The sequence below is a fragment of the Streptomyces sp. AgN23 genome (genome assembly GCF_001598115.1).
Classification (GTDB): Bacteria; Actinomycetota; Actinomycetes; order Streptomycetales; family Streptomycetaceae; genus Streptomyces; species Streptomyces antimycoticus.
Window position 1 is genome coordinate 10364820 of sequence record NZ_CP007153.1, and the last position, 16410, is coordinate 10381229.

Annotated in this window: 14 protein-coding genes and 1 pseudogene; 10 read left to right on the forward strand and 5 right to left on the reverse strand. The window is 70.8% G+C overall.

Annotated elements, in window-relative coordinates:
• Positions 1-232: 232 nt before the first annotated feature.
• From AS97_RS44240 to AS97_RS44250, 3 genes are read left to right on the forward strand one after another with little or no spacing between them, the layout of a single operon-like run.
• Positions 233-775, forward strand: a complete 543-nt coding sequence (locus AS97_RS44240) for a PadR family transcriptional regulator (protein ID WP_059142298.1) — start codon at positions 233-235, stop codon at positions 773-775.
• A complete protein-coding gene (locus AS97_RS44245) occupies positions 772-1611 on the forward strand; it encodes an ABC transporter ATP-binding protein (protein ID WP_059142299.1) in 840 nt (279 codons plus the stop codon). The genes AS97_RS44240 and AS97_RS44245 overlap by 4 nt, the downstream gene beginning before the upstream one ends.
• A 2-nt stretch (positions 1612-1613) precedes the next feature.
• Positions 1614-3389: an ABC transporter permease gene (locus tag AS97_RS44250; protein WP_125756982.1), complete on the forward strand. Its 1776-nt coding sequence runs from the start codon at positions 1614-1616 to the stop codon at positions 3387-3389.
• A 29-nt stretch (positions 3390-3418) separates the two neighbouring features.
• Here the strand turns inward: AS97_RS44250 and AS97_RS44255 are convergent, their stop codons facing one another.
• Entirely contained in the window at positions 3419-4447 is a 1029-nt protein-coding gene (locus AS97_RS44255; protein WP_059142301.1) for a LacI family DNA-binding transcriptional regulator, read from the reverse strand.
• Positions 4448-5025: 578 nt separating this feature from the next.
• Between AS97_RS44255 and AS97_RS44260 the strand changes: the two genes are divergently transcribed.
• From AS97_RS44260 to AS97_RS44275, 4 genes are all read left to right on the forward strand, one after another.
• Complete coding sequence (locus AS97_RS44260) at positions 5026-6336, forward strand: extracellular solute-binding protein (protein WP_086708767.1); 1311 nt, start codon at positions 5026-5028, stop codon at positions 6334-6336.
• The gene (locus AS97_RS44265) at positions 6333-7235 is read left to right on the forward strand and encodes a sugar ABC transporter permease (protein ID WP_059142302.1); all 903 of its coding nucleotides are present in this window, start codon (positions 6333-6335) and stop codon (positions 7233-7235) included. The genes AS97_RS44260 and AS97_RS44265 overlap by 4 nt, the downstream gene beginning before the upstream one ends.
• A gap of 1 nt (position 7236) precedes the next feature.
• The gene (locus AS97_RS44270; protein WP_210566895.1) at positions 7237-8133 is read left to right on the forward strand and encodes a carbohydrate ABC transporter permease; all 897 of its coding nucleotides are present in this window, start codon (positions 7237-7239) and stop codon (positions 8131-8133) included.
• A gap of 115 nt (positions 8134-8248) precedes the next feature.
• The gene (locus AS97_RS44275) at positions 8249-10630 is read left to right on the forward strand and encodes a glycoside hydrolase family 3 N-terminal domain-containing protein (protein ID WP_125756985.1); all 2382 of its coding nucleotides are present in this window, start codon (positions 8249-8251) and stop codon (positions 10628-10630) included.
• A gap of 77 nt (positions 10631-10707) precedes the next feature.
• Here the strand turns inward: AS97_RS44275 and AS97_RS44280 are convergent, their stop codons facing one another.
• Positions 10708-11895, reverse strand: a complete 1188-nt coding sequence (locus tag AS97_RS44280) for a fumarylacetoacetate hydrolase family protein (protein ID WP_059142305.1) — start codon at positions 11893-11895, stop codon at positions 10708-10710.
• Positions 11896-11943: 48 nt separating this feature from the next.
• Positions 11944-13680, reverse strand: coding sequence for an IlvD/Edd family dehydratase (locus AS97_RS44285; RefSeq protein ID WP_210566896.1), 1737 nt, complete (start codon positions 13678-13680; stop codon positions 11944-11946).
• Positions 13681-13810: 130 nt separating this feature from the next.
• Here AS97_RS44285 and AS97_RS44290 point away from each other — a divergent pair, with 130 nt between their 5' ends.
• Together AS97_RS44290 and AS97_RS44295 are read left to right on the forward strand one after the other, a co-directional pair.
• On the forward strand, positions 13811-14530 hold the full coding sequence (locus AS97_RS44290; protein ID WP_247204877.1) for a FadR/GntR family transcriptional regulator: 720 nt from the start codon (positions 13811-13813) through the stop codon (positions 14528-14530).
• Positions 14531-14563: 33 nt separating this feature from the next.
• Complete coding sequence (locus AS97_RS44295) at positions 14564-15007, forward strand: hypothetical protein (RefSeq protein ID WP_143670300.1); 444 nt, start codon at positions 14564-14566, stop codon at positions 15005-15007.
• A gap of 78 nt (positions 15008-15085) precedes the next feature.
• Here the strand turns inward: AS97_RS44295 and AS97_RS49135 are convergent, their stop codons facing one another.
• Positions 15086-15361 (reverse strand): fructose 1,6-bisphosphatase, encoded by a 276-nt coding sequence (locus AS97_RS49135; protein ID WP_185929777.1) that lies wholly within the window; start codon positions 15359-15361, stop codon positions 15086-15088.
• Between the two features lie 8 nt (positions 15362-15369).
• Between AS97_RS49135 and AS97_RS44305 the strand changes: the two genes are divergently transcribed.
• Positions 15370-15888, forward strand: a complete 519-nt coding sequence (locus AS97_RS44305; RefSeq protein ID WP_247204698.1) for a hypothetical protein — start codon at positions 15370-15372, stop codon at positions 15886-15888.
• A gap of 267 nt (positions 15889-16155) precedes the next feature.
• On the opposite strand, the pseudogene AS97_RS48195 reads toward AS97_RS44305, so the two are convergent.
• Positions 16156-16398: pseudogene (locus AS97_RS48195) on the reverse strand (transposase family protein); the annotation flags it as partial.
• Positions 16399-16410: the final 12 nt, after the last annotated feature.

Here is a 16410-nt window from a genome sequence, read left to right on the forward strand (position 1 = left end):
AGTCCAGACGGACCCGCGGGGTTTCCAGTAGGCCGGAGCACGGTCAGGCGGGCACCGGCACACGTGCGTCGTGCTGGGCCACGCTCTTGGCCCGGGGCGAGGGCCACCGTGTGACGGGACACTGCGGCGCGGAGGCGGTACGCCTTCCCGGCCGCGGATGGGGTTCAGAGGCCGGCTTGACGCTCCCTTTAGCTAACCGCTATCTATTGGGGGTCGCAGAGGAGGGTGGTCCGTGCAGGACGTGGTGCTGGCGCTGCTGGTCAAGGAGCCGTCGCACGGGTACGACCTGCGCGCGCGGCTGGTAGCGGCGCTCGGGCCATTGGGGGAGACGCTGAACGCGGGGCAGATCTATGTGACGCTCACCCGGCTCGAAAAGGCGGGCCTGGTCGTCCAGGAGCGTGAGGACGCGCCGGTGCGCGGCCCGCGGCGCAAGGTGTACGCGCCGACCGCGGCCGGGCATGAGCGGGTGGCCGCGTGGATGGCCGAGAGCGCCGGACCCAGAGCGGACGTGACGGAGTTCCACCTGAAGTTGGTGGCCGCCGGTGAGTCTGGTCTGGCCGATCCGCTCGCGCTCGTGGACGCGCGGCGGCGGGAGCTGATGCGCAGCCTCGCCGAAGCCCAGCACGCTGCCCTTGCTCACGACACGGACTCGGAGGCCGGGCTGCTTCTGGAGGGCATAGCGCTCCGGTTGCAGGCCGATCTGCGCTGGCTGGAAGCGTGTGGGCGGACCTGGTCCGCCCGCACACCGCGGGGGAAAGGCAAGGGAAACGGATGACGAGAGACGGTCAGCGGGGCAGGGCCCGGTCGCGGCGGAGGGGTACGGACGACGGCCCGGGCGCGGGATGGGCCGGCCGCCACCCCGGAGAGGCGGCCGGGCCGGTGCTGCGCACGGTCGGCCTGGCCCGGGTGTACGGGGAGGACGAGAGCGCGGTGTGGGCTGTCGGCGGGGTCGACCTCGTTGTTCCCACCGGGCAGACGCTCGCCGTGACCGGGCCCAGCGGCTGTGGCAAGTCCACACTGCTCCAGCTTCTCGGCGGTCTTGACCGGCCTACCGAGGGCGAGGTGTGGCTCGGTGGGCGGCGTGTCGACGACCTCGGCGAGCGGGCGCTGGCCCGGCTGCGCCGCCGCGCCGTCGGGTTCGTCTTCCAGGCGTACCACCTGATGGACGAGCTGACCGCGGCGGAGAACGTCGAGCTGCCCGCGCTGCTCGCCGGCGCCTCACCGCGCACCGCCCGCCGCCGTGCCGCCGAACTCCTCGATCAGGTCGGACTCGCCGACCGGGCCCGGCATCTGCCCTCGGAACTGTCCGGCGGGCAGCGGCAGCGGGTCGCCATCGCCCGTGCCCTGGTCAACAAGCCGCTGGTGGTCCTCGCCGACGAGCCCACCGGAAACCTCGACAGCGCCGCGACCCACGACATCCTCCGGCTCTTCGACGAGCTGCGCACCGCCGGCCAGACCCTGGTCATGGTCACCCACGACGAACGCGTCGCCGCCACCGCCGACCGCATCGTCTCCCTGCGCGACGGCACGCTGGCCGACGACACCCCCCTGAACACCGGCAGCGGCAGCGGCAGCACACGGCTCGGCACGCTCTTGAGCTGGGGGGACTGACGGTGGGACATCTGCTGCTGACGTGGCGCCTGGTCCTGCGCGATATGCGCCGCCGACCCGGTGAGGCCGTCATGTTCCTGCTCGCCGTCACCATCGCCGGTGCCAGCCTGACCCTCGGACTGACGACCAACGACGCGGTGGTCAGCGGGTACGAGAAGACCCGCGCGGCCACCGCGGGGCCCGACATCATCGCCACCACGACGGCCACGAACCCGTCCCACGTGGCCGAACGCCTCGCGGACGCGCCCGGTGTGGCCGCGCGAGCCGACCCGGTCTTCGCGTTCGACACCTACATCAAGGCGCACGGCCGAACCGCGCACTCCTCGGTCGAGGGGCGCGAGACCGCACCATCCGCCGTGGACCGACCGCTGGTGACCTCCGGCACCTGGGTGCGTCCCGGCGGCGCGGTGGTCGAGCGCGGGTTCGCGCAAGCACTCGGCGTGCGCGTCGGCGACCGCGTCACCATCGGCGGACGCGGCTATCCGGTCGCCGGGACCGCGATCAGCGCGGCCACCGGGGTGTATCCAGGGAGCGACGCCGCGCAGGGGGCCGGGCCGTCCGACTACGGCGGCAGGATCTGGCTCACCTCAGCCGACGCCCGCGCGGCGGCGGGGGAGGAGCCCAGCGTCCACCTGATCCTTCTGAAGCTGACCGATCCCACGGCGACGGAACGATGGCAGGACACCGTGTTCGGGCGCGACCGCGAGGTCGACTCCTCGGTCAACGTCCACTACTGGCAGGACGTCCTCCAGTCGGACCTGTCCATGATCCGGGCCATCCAGCCTGCCCTGGTGGTCGGCGGCTGGCTGCTCGCCGCCGCCGCGATGGTCACCCTCGCCGCGCTCGCCACCACCCGCGCTGCCCGCGACAACCGGCGTGCCGCACTGCTCAAGGCCGTCGGCGCCGGACCCGCCACCGTCACCTCCGTCCTGCTGGCGCAGTACCTGCTGCTGACCCTCCTGGCCTCCGCGCTCGGGCTGACCGCCGGAACGCTGGCCGCACCCCACCTGGTCGATCCCAGCGCCGGGCTGCTCAACACCATCAGCCCTCCGGACTCCGGCACCGTCACCGCCGCGATCTTCCTCGCCGTCGTGGTCGCTCTGACCGGTGCGCTCGGCCCCGCGCTGCGCGCCACCCGCACCAGCACCGTCCACTCCCTGGCCGACCCGGCGCACCTGCTCACGCGCCACCCCCGCCTGAACGCCATGACGGCGCATCTGCCCACCTCGCTCCTGCTCGGCATCCGGCTGCTCGCCCGCCGGCCCGGCCGCGCCGTCCTGGCCTCCGCCGGTACGGCCACCACCACCCTCATGGTGACCGCCCTGCTCACCTGGCACACCGAACTCGGCGGGAGGCCCGACTTCAAGCGGTTCGGCCCCGTCGAAGTGCGGGTCGACCTGACCGGCGAGGTGCTGCTCGCCGTCACGCTCACGCTGGTGGCGCTGTCCACGCTCAACACCGTGCTCCTCGGCTGGAGCACCGCCGTGCAGGCCCGGCGCGCCCTGTCCATCGCCCGTACCCTCGGCGCCACACCCGGCCAGGTCGTCGCGGCGCTGTGCGTGGCGCAACTCCTGCCCGCCGTACCCGGAGTGGCGGTGGGTATTCCGACCGGGCTCGGCCTGTACTGGGTGTTCGGCAGCACGGTCACACCCTCGACGACGTGGTTGCTCACCGCCGCCCTCGTCATCCTGCTGGCAGTCGGGGTGTTGACCGCACTGCCCGCGTGGATCCACACCCGCAGGCCGACCGGGCGCGTCCTCACTGCCGAACCCGCCTGACGGGGCCCTACGCTGCCTCTCACCTGCGATTATCTATGCGCCGAAGTCTCTTCGCGGGGCGGCGCCGTCGAGGCGCGTACCACGAGTTCGGTGGCGAGTTCGATGTGATGGGACTCGGCCTTCTCGCCTCTGGCCAGTCGGAGGGCGGTACGCAGGGCGGCACCACCCATCTCCCGTAGTGGCTGGCGCACGGTGGTCAGTGGCGGTGAGGCCATCTGGGCAAGGCTTGTGTCGTCGAAGCCGACCACGCTCAGGTCTTCGGGGACGCGCAGCCCTCGGGCGCGGGCGGTCTCGATGACACCGAGGGCGATCTCGTCGTTGCCTGCGAAGATCGCCGTCGGTGGCTCTTGCAGGCCCAGGAGTTCCGTGGCGCCGAGCAACCCGGTCTCGTACGTGAATTCTCCGGGCCGGACGCAGGCGTCGGGTACCTGCGCTCCTTCCGCCTCCATGGCGGCACGGTAGCCGTGCATGCGTGCCTGGTTGCACACGGCCATGGTCGGTCCGCCGAGATAGGCGATGCGGCGGTGGCCCAGGGAGAGCAGGTGCCGGGTCGCGGCCAGGCCGCCGGCGAAGTTGGTCGCCCCGACGCTGTTGACCCGGCTGTCTGGCAGGTGCAGTGGGTCCAGCACGACCAGCGGCAGCCCGGCCCGGGCCAGTTCGTTCAGGTGCGCTGTGGTGTACACGCTGGTGACCGCGATGACGGCGCGGCGCCCGGCTGAGACCAGGTCCCGGGCCCAGTGTGGGGCGCGGGACGCCTGACCGATCACCACCGAGGCCCCCAATTCGGCGGCGGAGTCGATGATCCCTTCCAGGGCCTCGGCCACGTACGACTTGAGGCCGCCCTTGAACTGCACTTCGATGGTCGGGCTTTCGATGGCCTCGGTGTGGCGGAACACGGGCGCGAGGTAGTGGTGCTGATGCAGCAGTTCCTGTACCCGGGCGCGGGTCCGCGGCGCCACGTCACCGCGACCGTTGACCACTTTGGACACGGTCGCGACGGAGACCCCGGCCGCTTGGGCGATGTCCGCCAAAGTGGTCCGCCTGGTGTTCGGCCGCATCGGTTCCTCCCAGCTGTACGTCCACCGGTGTGGTGAGCCGCCGGTCGGGTCGGCAACGCGGGTGGAACCGGGTAACTGTACGGCAACCGGCACCGGGCCCGTCCGGGGAGGTGCCGACGAGCCCCTCGACCTCGGCACGTCCGACGATCTGCGTGAGCTCGCGTCCGGTGAACGGGGTCCGATCGGCATGCACGCCGACCGGTACGCGTGTGCTTGCGCCCGGCTCCAGCCGTACCTGGGCGAAGCGGGCCGACTGCCGGACTGCCCGGGGCGAGCGCGCGGATGGCGTGGGATCTGCACCCGCGACGTGCCGGTGAGCCGGGTCATCGCGTCACCCCCCGCTCCCAACCAGAATGTTTCGAAAAATTTTCGGTCCCTCCAAGGGTTCCTCGAGGGCCGTTCTCGCCCGATACTACGCAGCCGATTGCTGGCCGACAACGTGCCTGCACATGCCTTGACAGGGTGTCAGTCCGAAACTTAATTTGCACGAACGGAACTCAAAGAAGGTTATTTCGAAAAGTTTTCACTATGGCTCACGAGAAGCCGGTGGCTCTCAAGTGCGGAGAAAAGACATGGCGATCCCCCTCTCTCGACGTACTCTCCTCGGCCTGGCCGCCGGCGTGCCCGTCTCCGCGGCGCTCGCGGCCTGCGGCTCGTCCGGTCCCAGCAAGAGCGGTGGTGGAGCCACGTACTGGTACATAAGCGGCCAGCCGAATGAGGGTGTCAGGGGCGGCGCGGTGGACGCGTTCAACAAGGCCCACCCCAAGGAGCAGATCACAGACACCACCTTCCAGAACGACGCGTACAAGACGAAGATCAAGACCGCCATCGGGGCGGGGAAGGCGCCCACCATCATCTGGGGCTGGGGAGGCGGGACGCTGCGCACCTACGCGAAGGCGGGCCAGGTCGAGGACCTCACCTCGTGGTTCGACGAGCACCCCGAGGTCAAGAAGCGGCTGTTCCCGTCCTCGTTCGCCGCGGCGACCGTCGACGGCAAGATCTACGCGATGCCGTGCGATGTCGTGCAGCCGATCGTCCTCTACTACAACAAGAAGGTCTTCGACCGGGTCGGCGTGGAGCCACCGAAGTCCTGGGACGACATCATGGCGCTGGTGCCCAGGTTCAACGCGAAGGGCATAGCGCCCTTCTCCCTGGGTGGCCAGTCCCGGTGGACGAACATGATGTGGCTTGAGTTCCTGTTCGACCGCATCGGCGGTCCGGAGGTGTTCCAGGCCATCATCGAGGGCGAGAAGAACGCCTGGTCCCATCCGGACGCCATCACCGCGCTGACCAAGGTGCAGGATCTGGTCAAAGCCCACGGGTTCATCAAGGGCTTCTCCTCGATCACCGCGGACTCCAACGCCGACCAGGCGCTGCTGTACACCGGCAGGGCCGCGATGATGCTCCACGGCTCCTGGTCGTACGGCATCCAGCAGACCGAGGGCGGGGACTTCGTCTCCAGCGGCGCGCTGGGCTACATGAACTTCCCGCCCGTTGAAGGCGGTAAGGGCGATCCGAGCAACACCGTCGGCAACCCCGCCCAGTACCTGTCCATATCCTCGAAGGCCAGCGCCGAGCAGAAGAAGATCGCCAAGGATTTCTTCGCCACGGGCGTCCTCCAGGAGGACGAGATGAAGAAGTGGATCGGCAACGGGGCGGTTCCGATCCGGCTGGGCACGGAGAAGCTGCTGGCCGCCTCCAAGAGCGCCGATTTCCTGCAGTTCACCTACGACATCGCCAGCAAGGCCAAGGTGTTCGGCCAGTCCTGGGACCAAGCGCTCAGCCCGGCGGCCGCCGAGGCCCTGCTGGACAACATCGTCAAGTTGTTCCAGCTGTCCATCTCGCCGCAGGGGTTCGCCCGCAACCTCAACGAGGTCACCGGCAAATGAGCGCGCACACCGGCCATCCGCCGCGTCGCGAACCGCGCAGCATCCTGCCGTGGCTGGCCACGCCGGCGCTGGTGGTCTTCGTCGGCTTCGCCGTGATACCGCTCGTCGGTGTCTTCGTGCTGAGCTTCACCACGTGGGACGGGATCGGCGCCATCCACCCGTCGGGGCTGACCAGCTGGCGCACGGTGCTCAGCGACCCCGGGCTGCCGCACGCCCTGTGGGTGACATTCCTGGTGATGGCCGTCTCCTGGGCCGTTCAGACGCCGCTGAGCATTCTGCTCGGCACGTTCCTGGCCGGCCGCCAGCGCTACCGTGCGGTGCTGGGCGTGGTGTACTTCATCCCGCTGATGCTCAGCTCCGCGGCGATCGCGATCGCCTACAAGGCCCTGCTGGACCCCAACTTCGGGCTCGGCGCCGGGCTGAAGATCCAGGCACTCAGCCAGGACTGGCTGGGGCGGCCCGGGCTCGCGTTCGGGGTCATCATCTTCGTCGTCTCCTGGCAGTTCATCCCGTTCCACTCACTGATCTACCAGGGTGGTGTCCAGCAGATTCCGAAGTCCCTGTACGAGGCCGCGCAGTTGGACGGGGCCGGACGGATCCGGCAGTTCTTCAGCATCACGCTGCCTCAGCTGAAATACACCATCATCACCTCGTCCACGCTGATGGTGGTCGGATCGCTGACCTTCTTCGACCTCATCTTCGTCCTGACCGAGGGCGGCCCCGGAGACGCCACCCGGGTCCTCGCACTGGACATGTACAAGCGGGGATTCCAAGCCAGCCTGATGGGACCGGCCAGCGCCATCGCCGTCATCCTGGTCCTGGTGGGTCTGTCCCTCGCCCTGCTGCTGCGCAGGCTCGGGGGCCGGGACGCCGGTGCGAGCCAACTCGAAGGGGCCTGACGTGTCCACCACGCTGATCGAGCCGCGAGGACCGCGGAAGGCCACCCACCGCGAGCGGCGATGCCCCTCCCGTCCGGCGGCCCGCCGGCGCAACTGGGCCGGTGGCCTGGCCGGATGGCTCTGGCTCGCGGTCGTCGCCGTCCCCCTGTACTGGACCCTGATCACCAGCCTCAAGCCCAAGAGCCGTTACTACGCGAGCAACCCGCTGGTGCCCTCGGCTGACCCCACGCTGGAGAACTACCGGCTGGTCGTCGAGTCCGACTTCCTGCGCTACTTCGTGAACAGCGTCGTGGTCACCGCGGGCGCCGTGGTGCCGGCGGTGGCGGTCTCCTTCATGGCCGCCTACGCGATCGTCCGCGGTTGGCGCATGCGGACCCTGCGCGCGATGAACGGGCTGTTCCTCATGGGGCTGGCCATCCCACTGCAGGCGACGGTGATCCCGGTCTACCTGATCATCATCAAACTGCAGCTGTACGACAGTCTGCTGGCGCTGATCCTCCCGTCGATCGCCTTCGCCATCCCGCTGTCCGTGCTGGTGCTCGCCAACTTCATCCGCGACGTGCCCAACGAGCTGTTCGACTCGATGCGGGTCGACGGCGCCACCGAATGGACGACACTGTGGCGGCTGGCGGCACCGCTCACCCGACCGGCCATCCTCACCGTGACCATCTTCAACGCACTGACCATCTGGAACGGTTTCCTGCTGCCGTTGGTCCTCACTCAGAGCCCTGACCGCCGGACCCTGCCCCTCGCACTGTGGACCTTCCAGGGCCAGTACGGGGTCAACGTCCCTGCCGTTCTCGCCGCCGTCGTCCTCACCACTCTGCCCATCCTGATCCTGTACGCGTTCGGCCGCCGCCAGCTGCTGAGCGGTCTGACCGCCGGATTCAGCCGTTGACCGACGCCGACACCGACGCTGTGGCCGGTGGTCGGCCTGTGGTTCGGGCGGCATGCCCTGCATACCTGTTCGCCTGTCCCGCCCTGCCCCAGGGCCCGGCGGGCGTGGGAGGAAAGTGAACGCCAACGTGGCCGTAGAGAACACCCCCGAAGCCTCCCTCTGGAACGACCCCACCCTTCCCGTCACCGCGAGAGTCGACGCCCTGATCGACGCGATGACCCTTCAGGAGAAGACCGCCCAGCTGTACGGAGTGTGGGTGGGCGCCTCCGATCAGGGCGGTGAAGTGGCCCCCCATCAGCACGACATGGAGGAAGCCGTCGATCTTGACGCACTCCTGCCCACCGGACTGGGCCAGCTGACCCGGCCCTTCGGCACGGTCCCCGTCGACCCCGCACTGGGTGCGCTCTCCCTGGCCCGCACCCAGACCCGTATCGCCGCCACCAACCGGTTCGGCATCCCCGCTCTCGCACATGACGAGTGTCTGGCCGGCTTCGCCGCCTGGGGGGCGACGGCCTATCCCGTTCCGCTGTCCTGGGGCGCCACCTTCGACCCGGACACGGTGCGGCGCATGGCCGCCGCCATCGGCCGCGACATGCGTGCCGTCGGTGTCCACCAGGGACTCGCGCCCGTCCTGGACGTCGTGCGCGACGCCCGGTGGGGCCGAGTCGAGGAGACCATCGGCGAGGACCCGTACCTCGTCGGCACCATCGGCACGGCATATGTGCAGGGCCTGGAGTCCGCCGGGATCGTCGCCACCCTCAAGCACTTCGTCGGCTACTCGGCCTCCCGCGCCGGTCGCAACCTCGCCCCCTCCGCCGTGGGCCCGCGCGAACGCGCCGACGTTCTGCTGCCTCCCTTCGAGATGGCGATCCGTGAAGGCAGCGCCCGGTCGGTGATGAACGCCTACACCGACACCGACGGCATGCCTTCCGCGGCCGACGAAAATCTGCTCACCGGGCTGCTGCGTGACACGTGGGGCTTCGACGGTACTGTCGTCGCCGACTACTTCGCCATCGCCTTCCTGAAGACCCTGCACGGCATCGCGGCCGACTGGGCCGGCGCCGCCGGCGCGGCGCTGCACGCGGGTATCGACGTCGAACTGCCCAACGTCAAGACGTACGGCGCGCCCCTGGCCGAGGCCGTCGCCGACGGCCGCATACCGGAGGCGTTGGTCGATCGCGCCCTGCGCCGGGTACTCACCCAGAAGGCGATGCTCGGCCTGCTCGACCCGGACTGGGACCCCGTACCGGCCGCGCTCGACGGGGCAGACCTGGACGACCCGGCCGCCCTGCGCGGCCGGATCGACTTGGACGGTCCCAAGAACCGCGCGCTGGCCCGCACGGTCGCCGAGGAAGCGGTCGTGCTGCTGAGCAACGACGGCACTCTGCCGCTCGCGAGGCCGCGCCGCATCGCTCTGCTCGGTCCCAACGCCGACGAGCCCACCGCCGTACTGGGCTGCTACTCCTTCCCCCAGCACATCGGCGTCCGCCACCCCGGGACCCCACTCGGTATCGAGCTGCCCACGCTGCGCGACACTCTCGCCGCCGAATTCCCCGACGCCGAGATCACGGTCGCCCGCGGCACCGGAATCGACGACGGAGATCTCTCCGGCATCCGCGAGGCCGCCCAGGTGGCACGCGAGGCCGACGTCGCCCTGGTGGTGCTCGGCGACCGCGCCGGGCTCTTCGGGAGGGGCACCAGCGGCGAAGGATGCGACGCCGAGGCGCTGGTGCTGCCCGGTGCGCAGCAGCAACTGCTCGACACGCTGCTCGACCAGGAGACACCCGTGGTCACCGTGCTGCTCGCGGGACGGCCGTATGCCCTCGGCCGCGCAGTGGAGGAGTCCGCCGCGATCGTGCAGTCCTTCTTCCCGGGTGAGGAGGGCACGCACGCGATCGCCGGGGTGCTCAGCGGCCGTACCAATCCCTCCGGACGTCTCCCGGTCAGCGTGCCGCGCGGGCCGGGCTCCCAGCCGGCCACGTACCTCGGGGCGCGGCTCGCGCACGCCAGCGAGGTGTCCAACATCGACCCGACCCCCGCCTTCGCCTTCGGCCACGGCCTGTCCTATACGCGGTTCGAGTGGGCAGACCTGAGCGTGGACGCCCAGGAGGCTCCGACGGACGGCGAGTTCACCTTCGCCTTCACCCTCCGCAACGCAGGCGCACGGTCCGGAACCGAGGTCGTCCAGCTCTATCTGCATGACCCGGTCGCCTCCGTCGTCCAGCCGGTGCAGCGCCTCGTCGGCTACGCCCGCGTCGAGCTGAAGCCGGGCGAGACCCGCCGCGTCCGGGTCACGGTCCCGGCCGACCTCGCTTCCTTCACCGGACGTGACGGTCGGCGCGTCGTCGAACCGGGCGAGCTGGAGGTGCGGTTGGCCGCCTCCAGCGCGGATCCGCGTCTGACGGCCAGGGTCACGTTGACCGGAGCCGAGCGCCACGTGGACCACACGCGGCGGTTGCACGCCACGTTCGGCCAGGAGCTGGTCGCCCGGGCATGAGCCGGTTGTGCGCAGCGCACGCCGCGGCAGCGGCAGCGCTGCGCACACCGGACCGCGCGGCCATGCCTGCGGTCACCTCACAGCACGCCGCGCCGGGCGAGGTTGCGCATCAGCGCTCGTACGCCGATCGTCCACGGCGTGGCCTGCTCGCTGGGGATCACGGTGTTGACCAGAGCGCCGAGCCGCGGGCTGGAGATCCGCACGATGTCGCCGTACTCGTGGGTGAACCCCGCGCCGGGTGCCTGTCGGTCCTCGGTGGGGGCGAACAGCGTTCCGGTGAACAGCACGAAGCCGTCCGGGTATTGATGGTGCGGACCGTACGTGGCGGCCACCAGGTCCAGTACGTCGCGGCTGATCTCGCGCATGGAACTGCTGCCGTGCAGCACGTAGCCGTCCGTGCCGTCGATCCGCAGGTCGATGTCGAGCCCGCGTACGGTGTCCAGGTCGAAGCCGTCGTCGAGCAGGCGGATGAACGGGCCGATCGCGCAGGAGGCGTTGTTGTCCTTCGCACGGGACAGCAGCAGGGCGCTGCGTCCCTCGACGTCGCGGAGGTTGACGTCGTTGCCGAGCGTCGCGCCCCGTACCCGGCCGCGTGAGTCCACGACGAGGACGACCTCGGGCTCAGGGTTGTTCCACACCGAGGCGCCGAGCACCCCGATGTCGGCGCCGGTGCCGACCGCGGACAGGACCGGGGCCTTGGTGAATACTTCCGGGTCAGGCCCGATCCCGACCTCCAGGTACTGCGACCACAGTCCTTCGGAGACGAGCAGTTCCTTGGCCTTGTCCGCTTCCGGCGATCCGGGACGGATGCCGTCGAGCGCGCCGCCCACCAGCTGCTGTACGCGGGCCCGCACCCGCGCGGCCTGCGCCGGATCGCCGCCCGTGCGCTCCTCGATGACGCGTTCCAGCAGACTCCGGGCGAAGGTGACGCCCGCGGCCTTGATCACCTGCAGGTCGAGGGGGGCGAGCAGATGCGGCACGTCACGGCGGCCGGCCGGTGCCTGCAGCAGTTCGTCCAGGTGCCAGGCGTGTCCGCCATCGGCTTCGCGGACGATTGCCGCCGCGTCGTCGCGTTCCATCAGGTCGGAGACGGTGGGGGTGACGGCCGTCAGGTCGACGACCTGATCGCCGCGGACCGCGGCCACACACGGTCCGTCCGATTCCGGGTGGTGGACGCGCGCGACGAGGGCGGCTCGGCCGAAGTCCTCCGGCAGGACGGAGCCGGCTGTGAGGACCGGACGAGGGCGCGCTGCTGCCGATTCCACGATCGATGCTCTCCTGGATTCGAGGGGGTGCGGTCACCTGGGGCGGACTCAGTGGGAGTCGCGGGGTACCTCGTGCCCACGGCTTCCGCGCAGGAAGCCGAAGTCGGCCCCCTGGTGGGCCTGTTCCACGTTCTGGGTGTAGAGCCAGGCGTAGCCGCTGGTGTGCCGCTCGGCGGGGGCCCGCCATGTCTCCCGGCGCCGGGTGAGCTCGGTGTCGTCCACGTCCAGGCGCAGGGTGCGGTTCGGGACGTCGAGGACGATGGGGTCCCCGTCGCGCACCAGGGCGAGAGGTCCGCCGACGGCGGCCTCGGGCGCCACGTGCAGCACCACGGTCCCGTACCCGGTGCCGCTCATCCGGCCGTCACAGACGCGCACCATGTCCTTGACGCCGGCCTTCAGCAGCTTGGCGGGCAGCGGGACGTTGGAGACCTCGGGCATACCGGGGTAGCCCTTGGGGCCGGCGTTGCGGATGACGATGACGGTGTTCTCGTCGATGTCGAGTTCCGGGTCGTCGGCCACCTCGTGATAGGCCTCGGGGGAGTCGAAGACGCGCGCGGGGCCGCGGTGGGTGAGCAGGTGCGGTGAGGCGGCGGACTGCTTGATCACGGCTCCGTCGGGGCACAGGTTGCCGCGCAGCACGGCGGTGCCGGTGCCGGCCGGCTGGAAGGGAGCGTCGAGGCCGGTGATGACGTCGGAGTTGACGCGTTCGGCGCTCTCGGTGTTCTCGGCGATGGTGCGTCCGGTGACCGTGATCCGTTCGCCGTGCAGCAGTTTGCCGCGGAGCAGCTCGGCCATGACGGCGGGCAGCCCGCCCGCGTAGCAGAAGTCCTCCATGAGGTAGGTGCCGCTGGGCATCAGGTTGACCAGGGTCGGCACCGCGCGGGCCAGGTCGTCGAAGTCGCGCAGGCTCAGCTCGACGCCGACGCGTCCGGCGATGGCGGTGAGATGGATGATCGCGTTCGTGGAGCCGCCGATGGCCGCGTTGACCCGGATGGCGTTCTCGAACGCCTCCCGGGTCAGGATCTGAGAGGGGCGTAGCTCCTCCTCCACCATCCGCACGATGCGCTGCCCCGCCGCCTGCGCGGTCTCCATCCGCCGGGAGTCGACCGCGGGCCAGGCAGCCGAGCCCGGCAGCTGCATGCCGAGCGCCTCGGCCATGCAGGCCATCGTCGAGGCGGTCCCCATCGTCATGCAGTGGCCGTTGGAGCGGGCCATGCACCCTTCCGCGAAGAAGCACTCCTCCTCGGTCATCCGGCCGGTCTTCAGATCCTCCTCGAACTTCCACACATGGGTGCCGGATCCCACGTCCTGGCCCCGGTACTTGCCGTTGAGCATCGGCCCGCCGGTGACCATGACGGCGGGCACGTCGACGCTGGCGGCGCCCATGAGCATGGCGGGGGTCGTCTTGTCGCAGCCGGACAGCAGCACGACACCGTCGAGCGGATTGGCCCGGATCAGCTCCTCGACCTCCATGGCCATGAGGTTGCGGTACAGCATGGCGGTGGGGCGCATCAGGGTCTCGCCGGTGGCCATGGTGGGGAACTGGAGTGGCAGACCGCCCGCCTGCCACACGCCGCGCTTGACCGCTTCGGCGACGCGTGTCAGATGGGCGTTGCACGGGGCGAGTTCGGAGGCACTGGTCGCGATGCCGATGACGGGACGTCCGTCGAACACCTCGTGCCCGAATCCCTGATTGCGCATCCAGGAGCGGTACACCATCCCGCTGCGGCCCTGTGCGCCGAACCACGCCTGGCTGCGGCGGCTCGTCCTCTGACCGTCGGTCATGTAGGCACTCCCGTGGTTCTCGCGTGGTCCGCTTGCGCGGTGGGGCGATGTCGGGTGAGGGCCCGCAGGCCGTACCCTGGAGCTCAATCATTAAATGATTCGATGAATGGCGTCCAGAGGGTGAGCGGAGATCGTGGTGCACTTCCTGACCACGCACCAGCGCGTGGTCGACGAACTGGGGCGGCGCATCGTGGGCGGCGCGTGGGAGCCGGGGGATGCGTTGCCGGTCGAGGACGCGCTCGCGGCCGAGATCGGCGTCAGCCGAGGGGTGTTGCGGGAAGCGGTCAAGGCACTGGTGGCCAAGGGGATGCTGCACGTACGCCCGCGCACCGGCACGCGCGTGCTGCCCCCGGAGCACTGGAACCACCTGGACCGTGACGTACTGCGCTGGAAACAGGCCGGGGACGCCACGGCTCTGCTGCGCGATACGGGTGAACTGCGCCGGATCGTCGAGCCCGAGGCGGCCCGGCTCGCCGCCGGCCGGGCCGGCCCCGACGACGTACGAGCCCTGTACGACGCCCTGGCCCTCATGGAGGCCGCCGCGGCGGCACCCGGCCGCAGCGGCTACGTCGAGGCCGACATCGCCTTCCACCGGGCCCTGCTCGACGCCAGCGGCAACCGTCTCCTCGGCTCACTGGGCCGCGCTGTCGACATCGCGCTGGAACACAGCTTCCTCGTCAGCACACAGACTCCCGGCGCGGTGAAAGCCTCGCTGCCGGGTCACCGCGCCATCGTGGAAGCGGTCGAGGCCCGCGACCCCGCGGCCGCGGCGGCCGCCGTGCTGGCGATCGTCGAAGCCGCCGAACAAGAGATCGCCCAGTCACCCGGGCTGCCCAGCGATGCCGTATGACCTGTCACGGCCGCGACCCCGCACCTTCACCACATGGTGATGTCGTTGTCGGCCGCCACCCGCGGCGTCTGCCGCCTGCGCCACGTGGCCCAGATCTGCCGGGACTGGGTCGCGGACTTCGCCCACCCGGCCGTCTTCGGTGCACGCCCCGCGACAGCGGCCCACGGCTCAGTTCCCGGCACGGCGCGCCACGCCGGTCCGAGGGCGGAAGCGGACGTGGTCGTACGCGGCCGCATCGACGCCGATTCCGGGCCCTGCTGTCGGTCGGAGTGGCGCGCTGGGACGAGGCCATTGGGCCCGCACTACCTGGAACGCCTCCGTCACCTCCGCGACCCGCTCGCCGCCGATGGCGAGGACGTCACCCACGCCCGGCCCGCCTGCTGCAGCGGCGTCGGCTCCACTCCCGCGCTCAGCACGGCCGAAGCCGACGGACAGGTGGTGCTCGTCGGCCTCGACCGGCTGTACCGGGAGGAGTAGCCCGACCGCGGCAGCGAATCGGGCGGTGCCCCGCGGTGATCCGTTCAGCCGGGGATGCCGTTCGCAGTCCCGGCCCGGTCAGGCTCCTCCTGGCCGGCCGGTTCCAGGCGGTCGGCCATGGACTGCCGGCGGTCGGCGAGCGTCGTCGAACGCCGGATCGTCGAACAGGTCCGGACAGCCGATCAGCCGCCCGTGGCTGATCTGGACGCCGAGTGCCGCCACGCGGGGCGGGCCGTCGAGGGCGAGGGATGGGGCCGACCGCGCAGTCCGGGGTCCTTCGCGGAGCAGCCCCGGCTGCTGGACCGCACTCCGCAGGGCAGCCGCACGCGCGCTCGCGTCAGGTACCCGCGTCACTGGCCGCGGTGGTGATCACCACGGTGACGGTGTGGGCACTCGCCCGGGACGGCGGCGGAGGGCCGGGCGATCCGCGGCTGCCCGCGCTCGTCCTCGCCGCGGGAGCGATGGCGGTCTCGACCGGGCTCAGCGGGCAGGACCTCGCGCTGGACCGGACGGCCGCGATCCGCTGGGCACCCCGCAGGGCGGTGCACGTGCTGCTCGCCGGCGCGGTCGTCGCCGTGGTGCTGCTGGCGGTGCAGGCGACGGGGAAGGACCTGGCCACCGCCGCGTTCGTCGTGCGGGACAGCGCGGGCCTGATCGGGCTCGCCGCCGCCGGGGCGGCGGTGTGCGGGGGACAGTACGCGTGGACGCTGCCGTTCGCCTGGCTCTCGTTCTCGTTCTTCGCCCCGCCTCCGACGAGTGTGCCGACGCAGGTGGCGTCCTGGATGATGCTGCCACCCGGCACGGCGGCGGGCACCTGGACGGCTCTGGTGCTCACGATCGCCGGCACCACGGCCTACGCCGTCGCGGGACCGAGGCGGTAGCCGGTCCGGGCTACCGGACCGGGGTACGTCAGGGGTCGTGTGCGCTGCGGACTCGCCGCGGCGCAGACGGGGCGACCGGGCGGCCGCGGCGGGCCACCGGCCCGTAGGCGTCGGCCGGGCTCGGCCAACGGGACAGCCGGGGTCTTGGCCCCGAATAGTACGGCTGGCGTGGAGGCCGGTGACGATCACGGGGTCGACGACGTCGTTGTCCAGGCCGCGGAAGCCGAGGTCCGCGAGTGCCCCGAGGCCGGCGGCGCGCAGGTGGGCCAGGATGTGGTCGTGGCGGGCGGCCGTGTTGTCGTGGGTGCGGCCGGGCCGGGCGACGGATATCCAGATCAGTCGGCCGCGTTCATCGGTCAGGGCGAGGAAGTGCAGGCCGCGATGGTGGTGTTTGCCGCAGTAGTTGCGCCGGTCGGCCTTTCCGGTGCGGTGCTGGGTGGGGATGAGGGTCCCGTCGATCAGGACCAGCTCCCCACCCTGCTCGGTGGCCTTCTTCAGGGCGCGGTCCAGGCGCGGGGCCTG

Bases quoted from the DNA above. Each gene is read 5' to 3' on its own strand.
- AS97_RS44255 (WP_059142301.1), bottom strand. From the start codon at position 4,447: ATGCGGCCGAACACCAGGCGGACCACTTTGGCGGACATCGCCCAAGCG.
- AS97_RS44285 (WP_210566896.1), bottom strand. From the start codon at position 13,680: ATGACCGACGGTCAGAGGACGAGCCGCCGCAGCCAGGCGTGGTTCGGC.
- AS97_RS44265 (WP_059142302.1), top strand. From the start codon at position 6,333: ATGAGCGCGCACACCGGCCATCCGCCGCGTCGCGAACCGCGCAGCATC.
- AS97_RS44245 (WP_059142299.1), top strand. From the start codon at position 772: ATGACGAGAGACGGTCAGCGGGGCAGGGCCCGGTCGCGGCGGAGGGGT.
- AS97_RS44295 (WP_143670300.1), top strand. From the start codon at position 14,564: ATGGTGATGTCGTTGTCGGCCGCCACCCGCGGCGTCTGCCGCCTGCGC.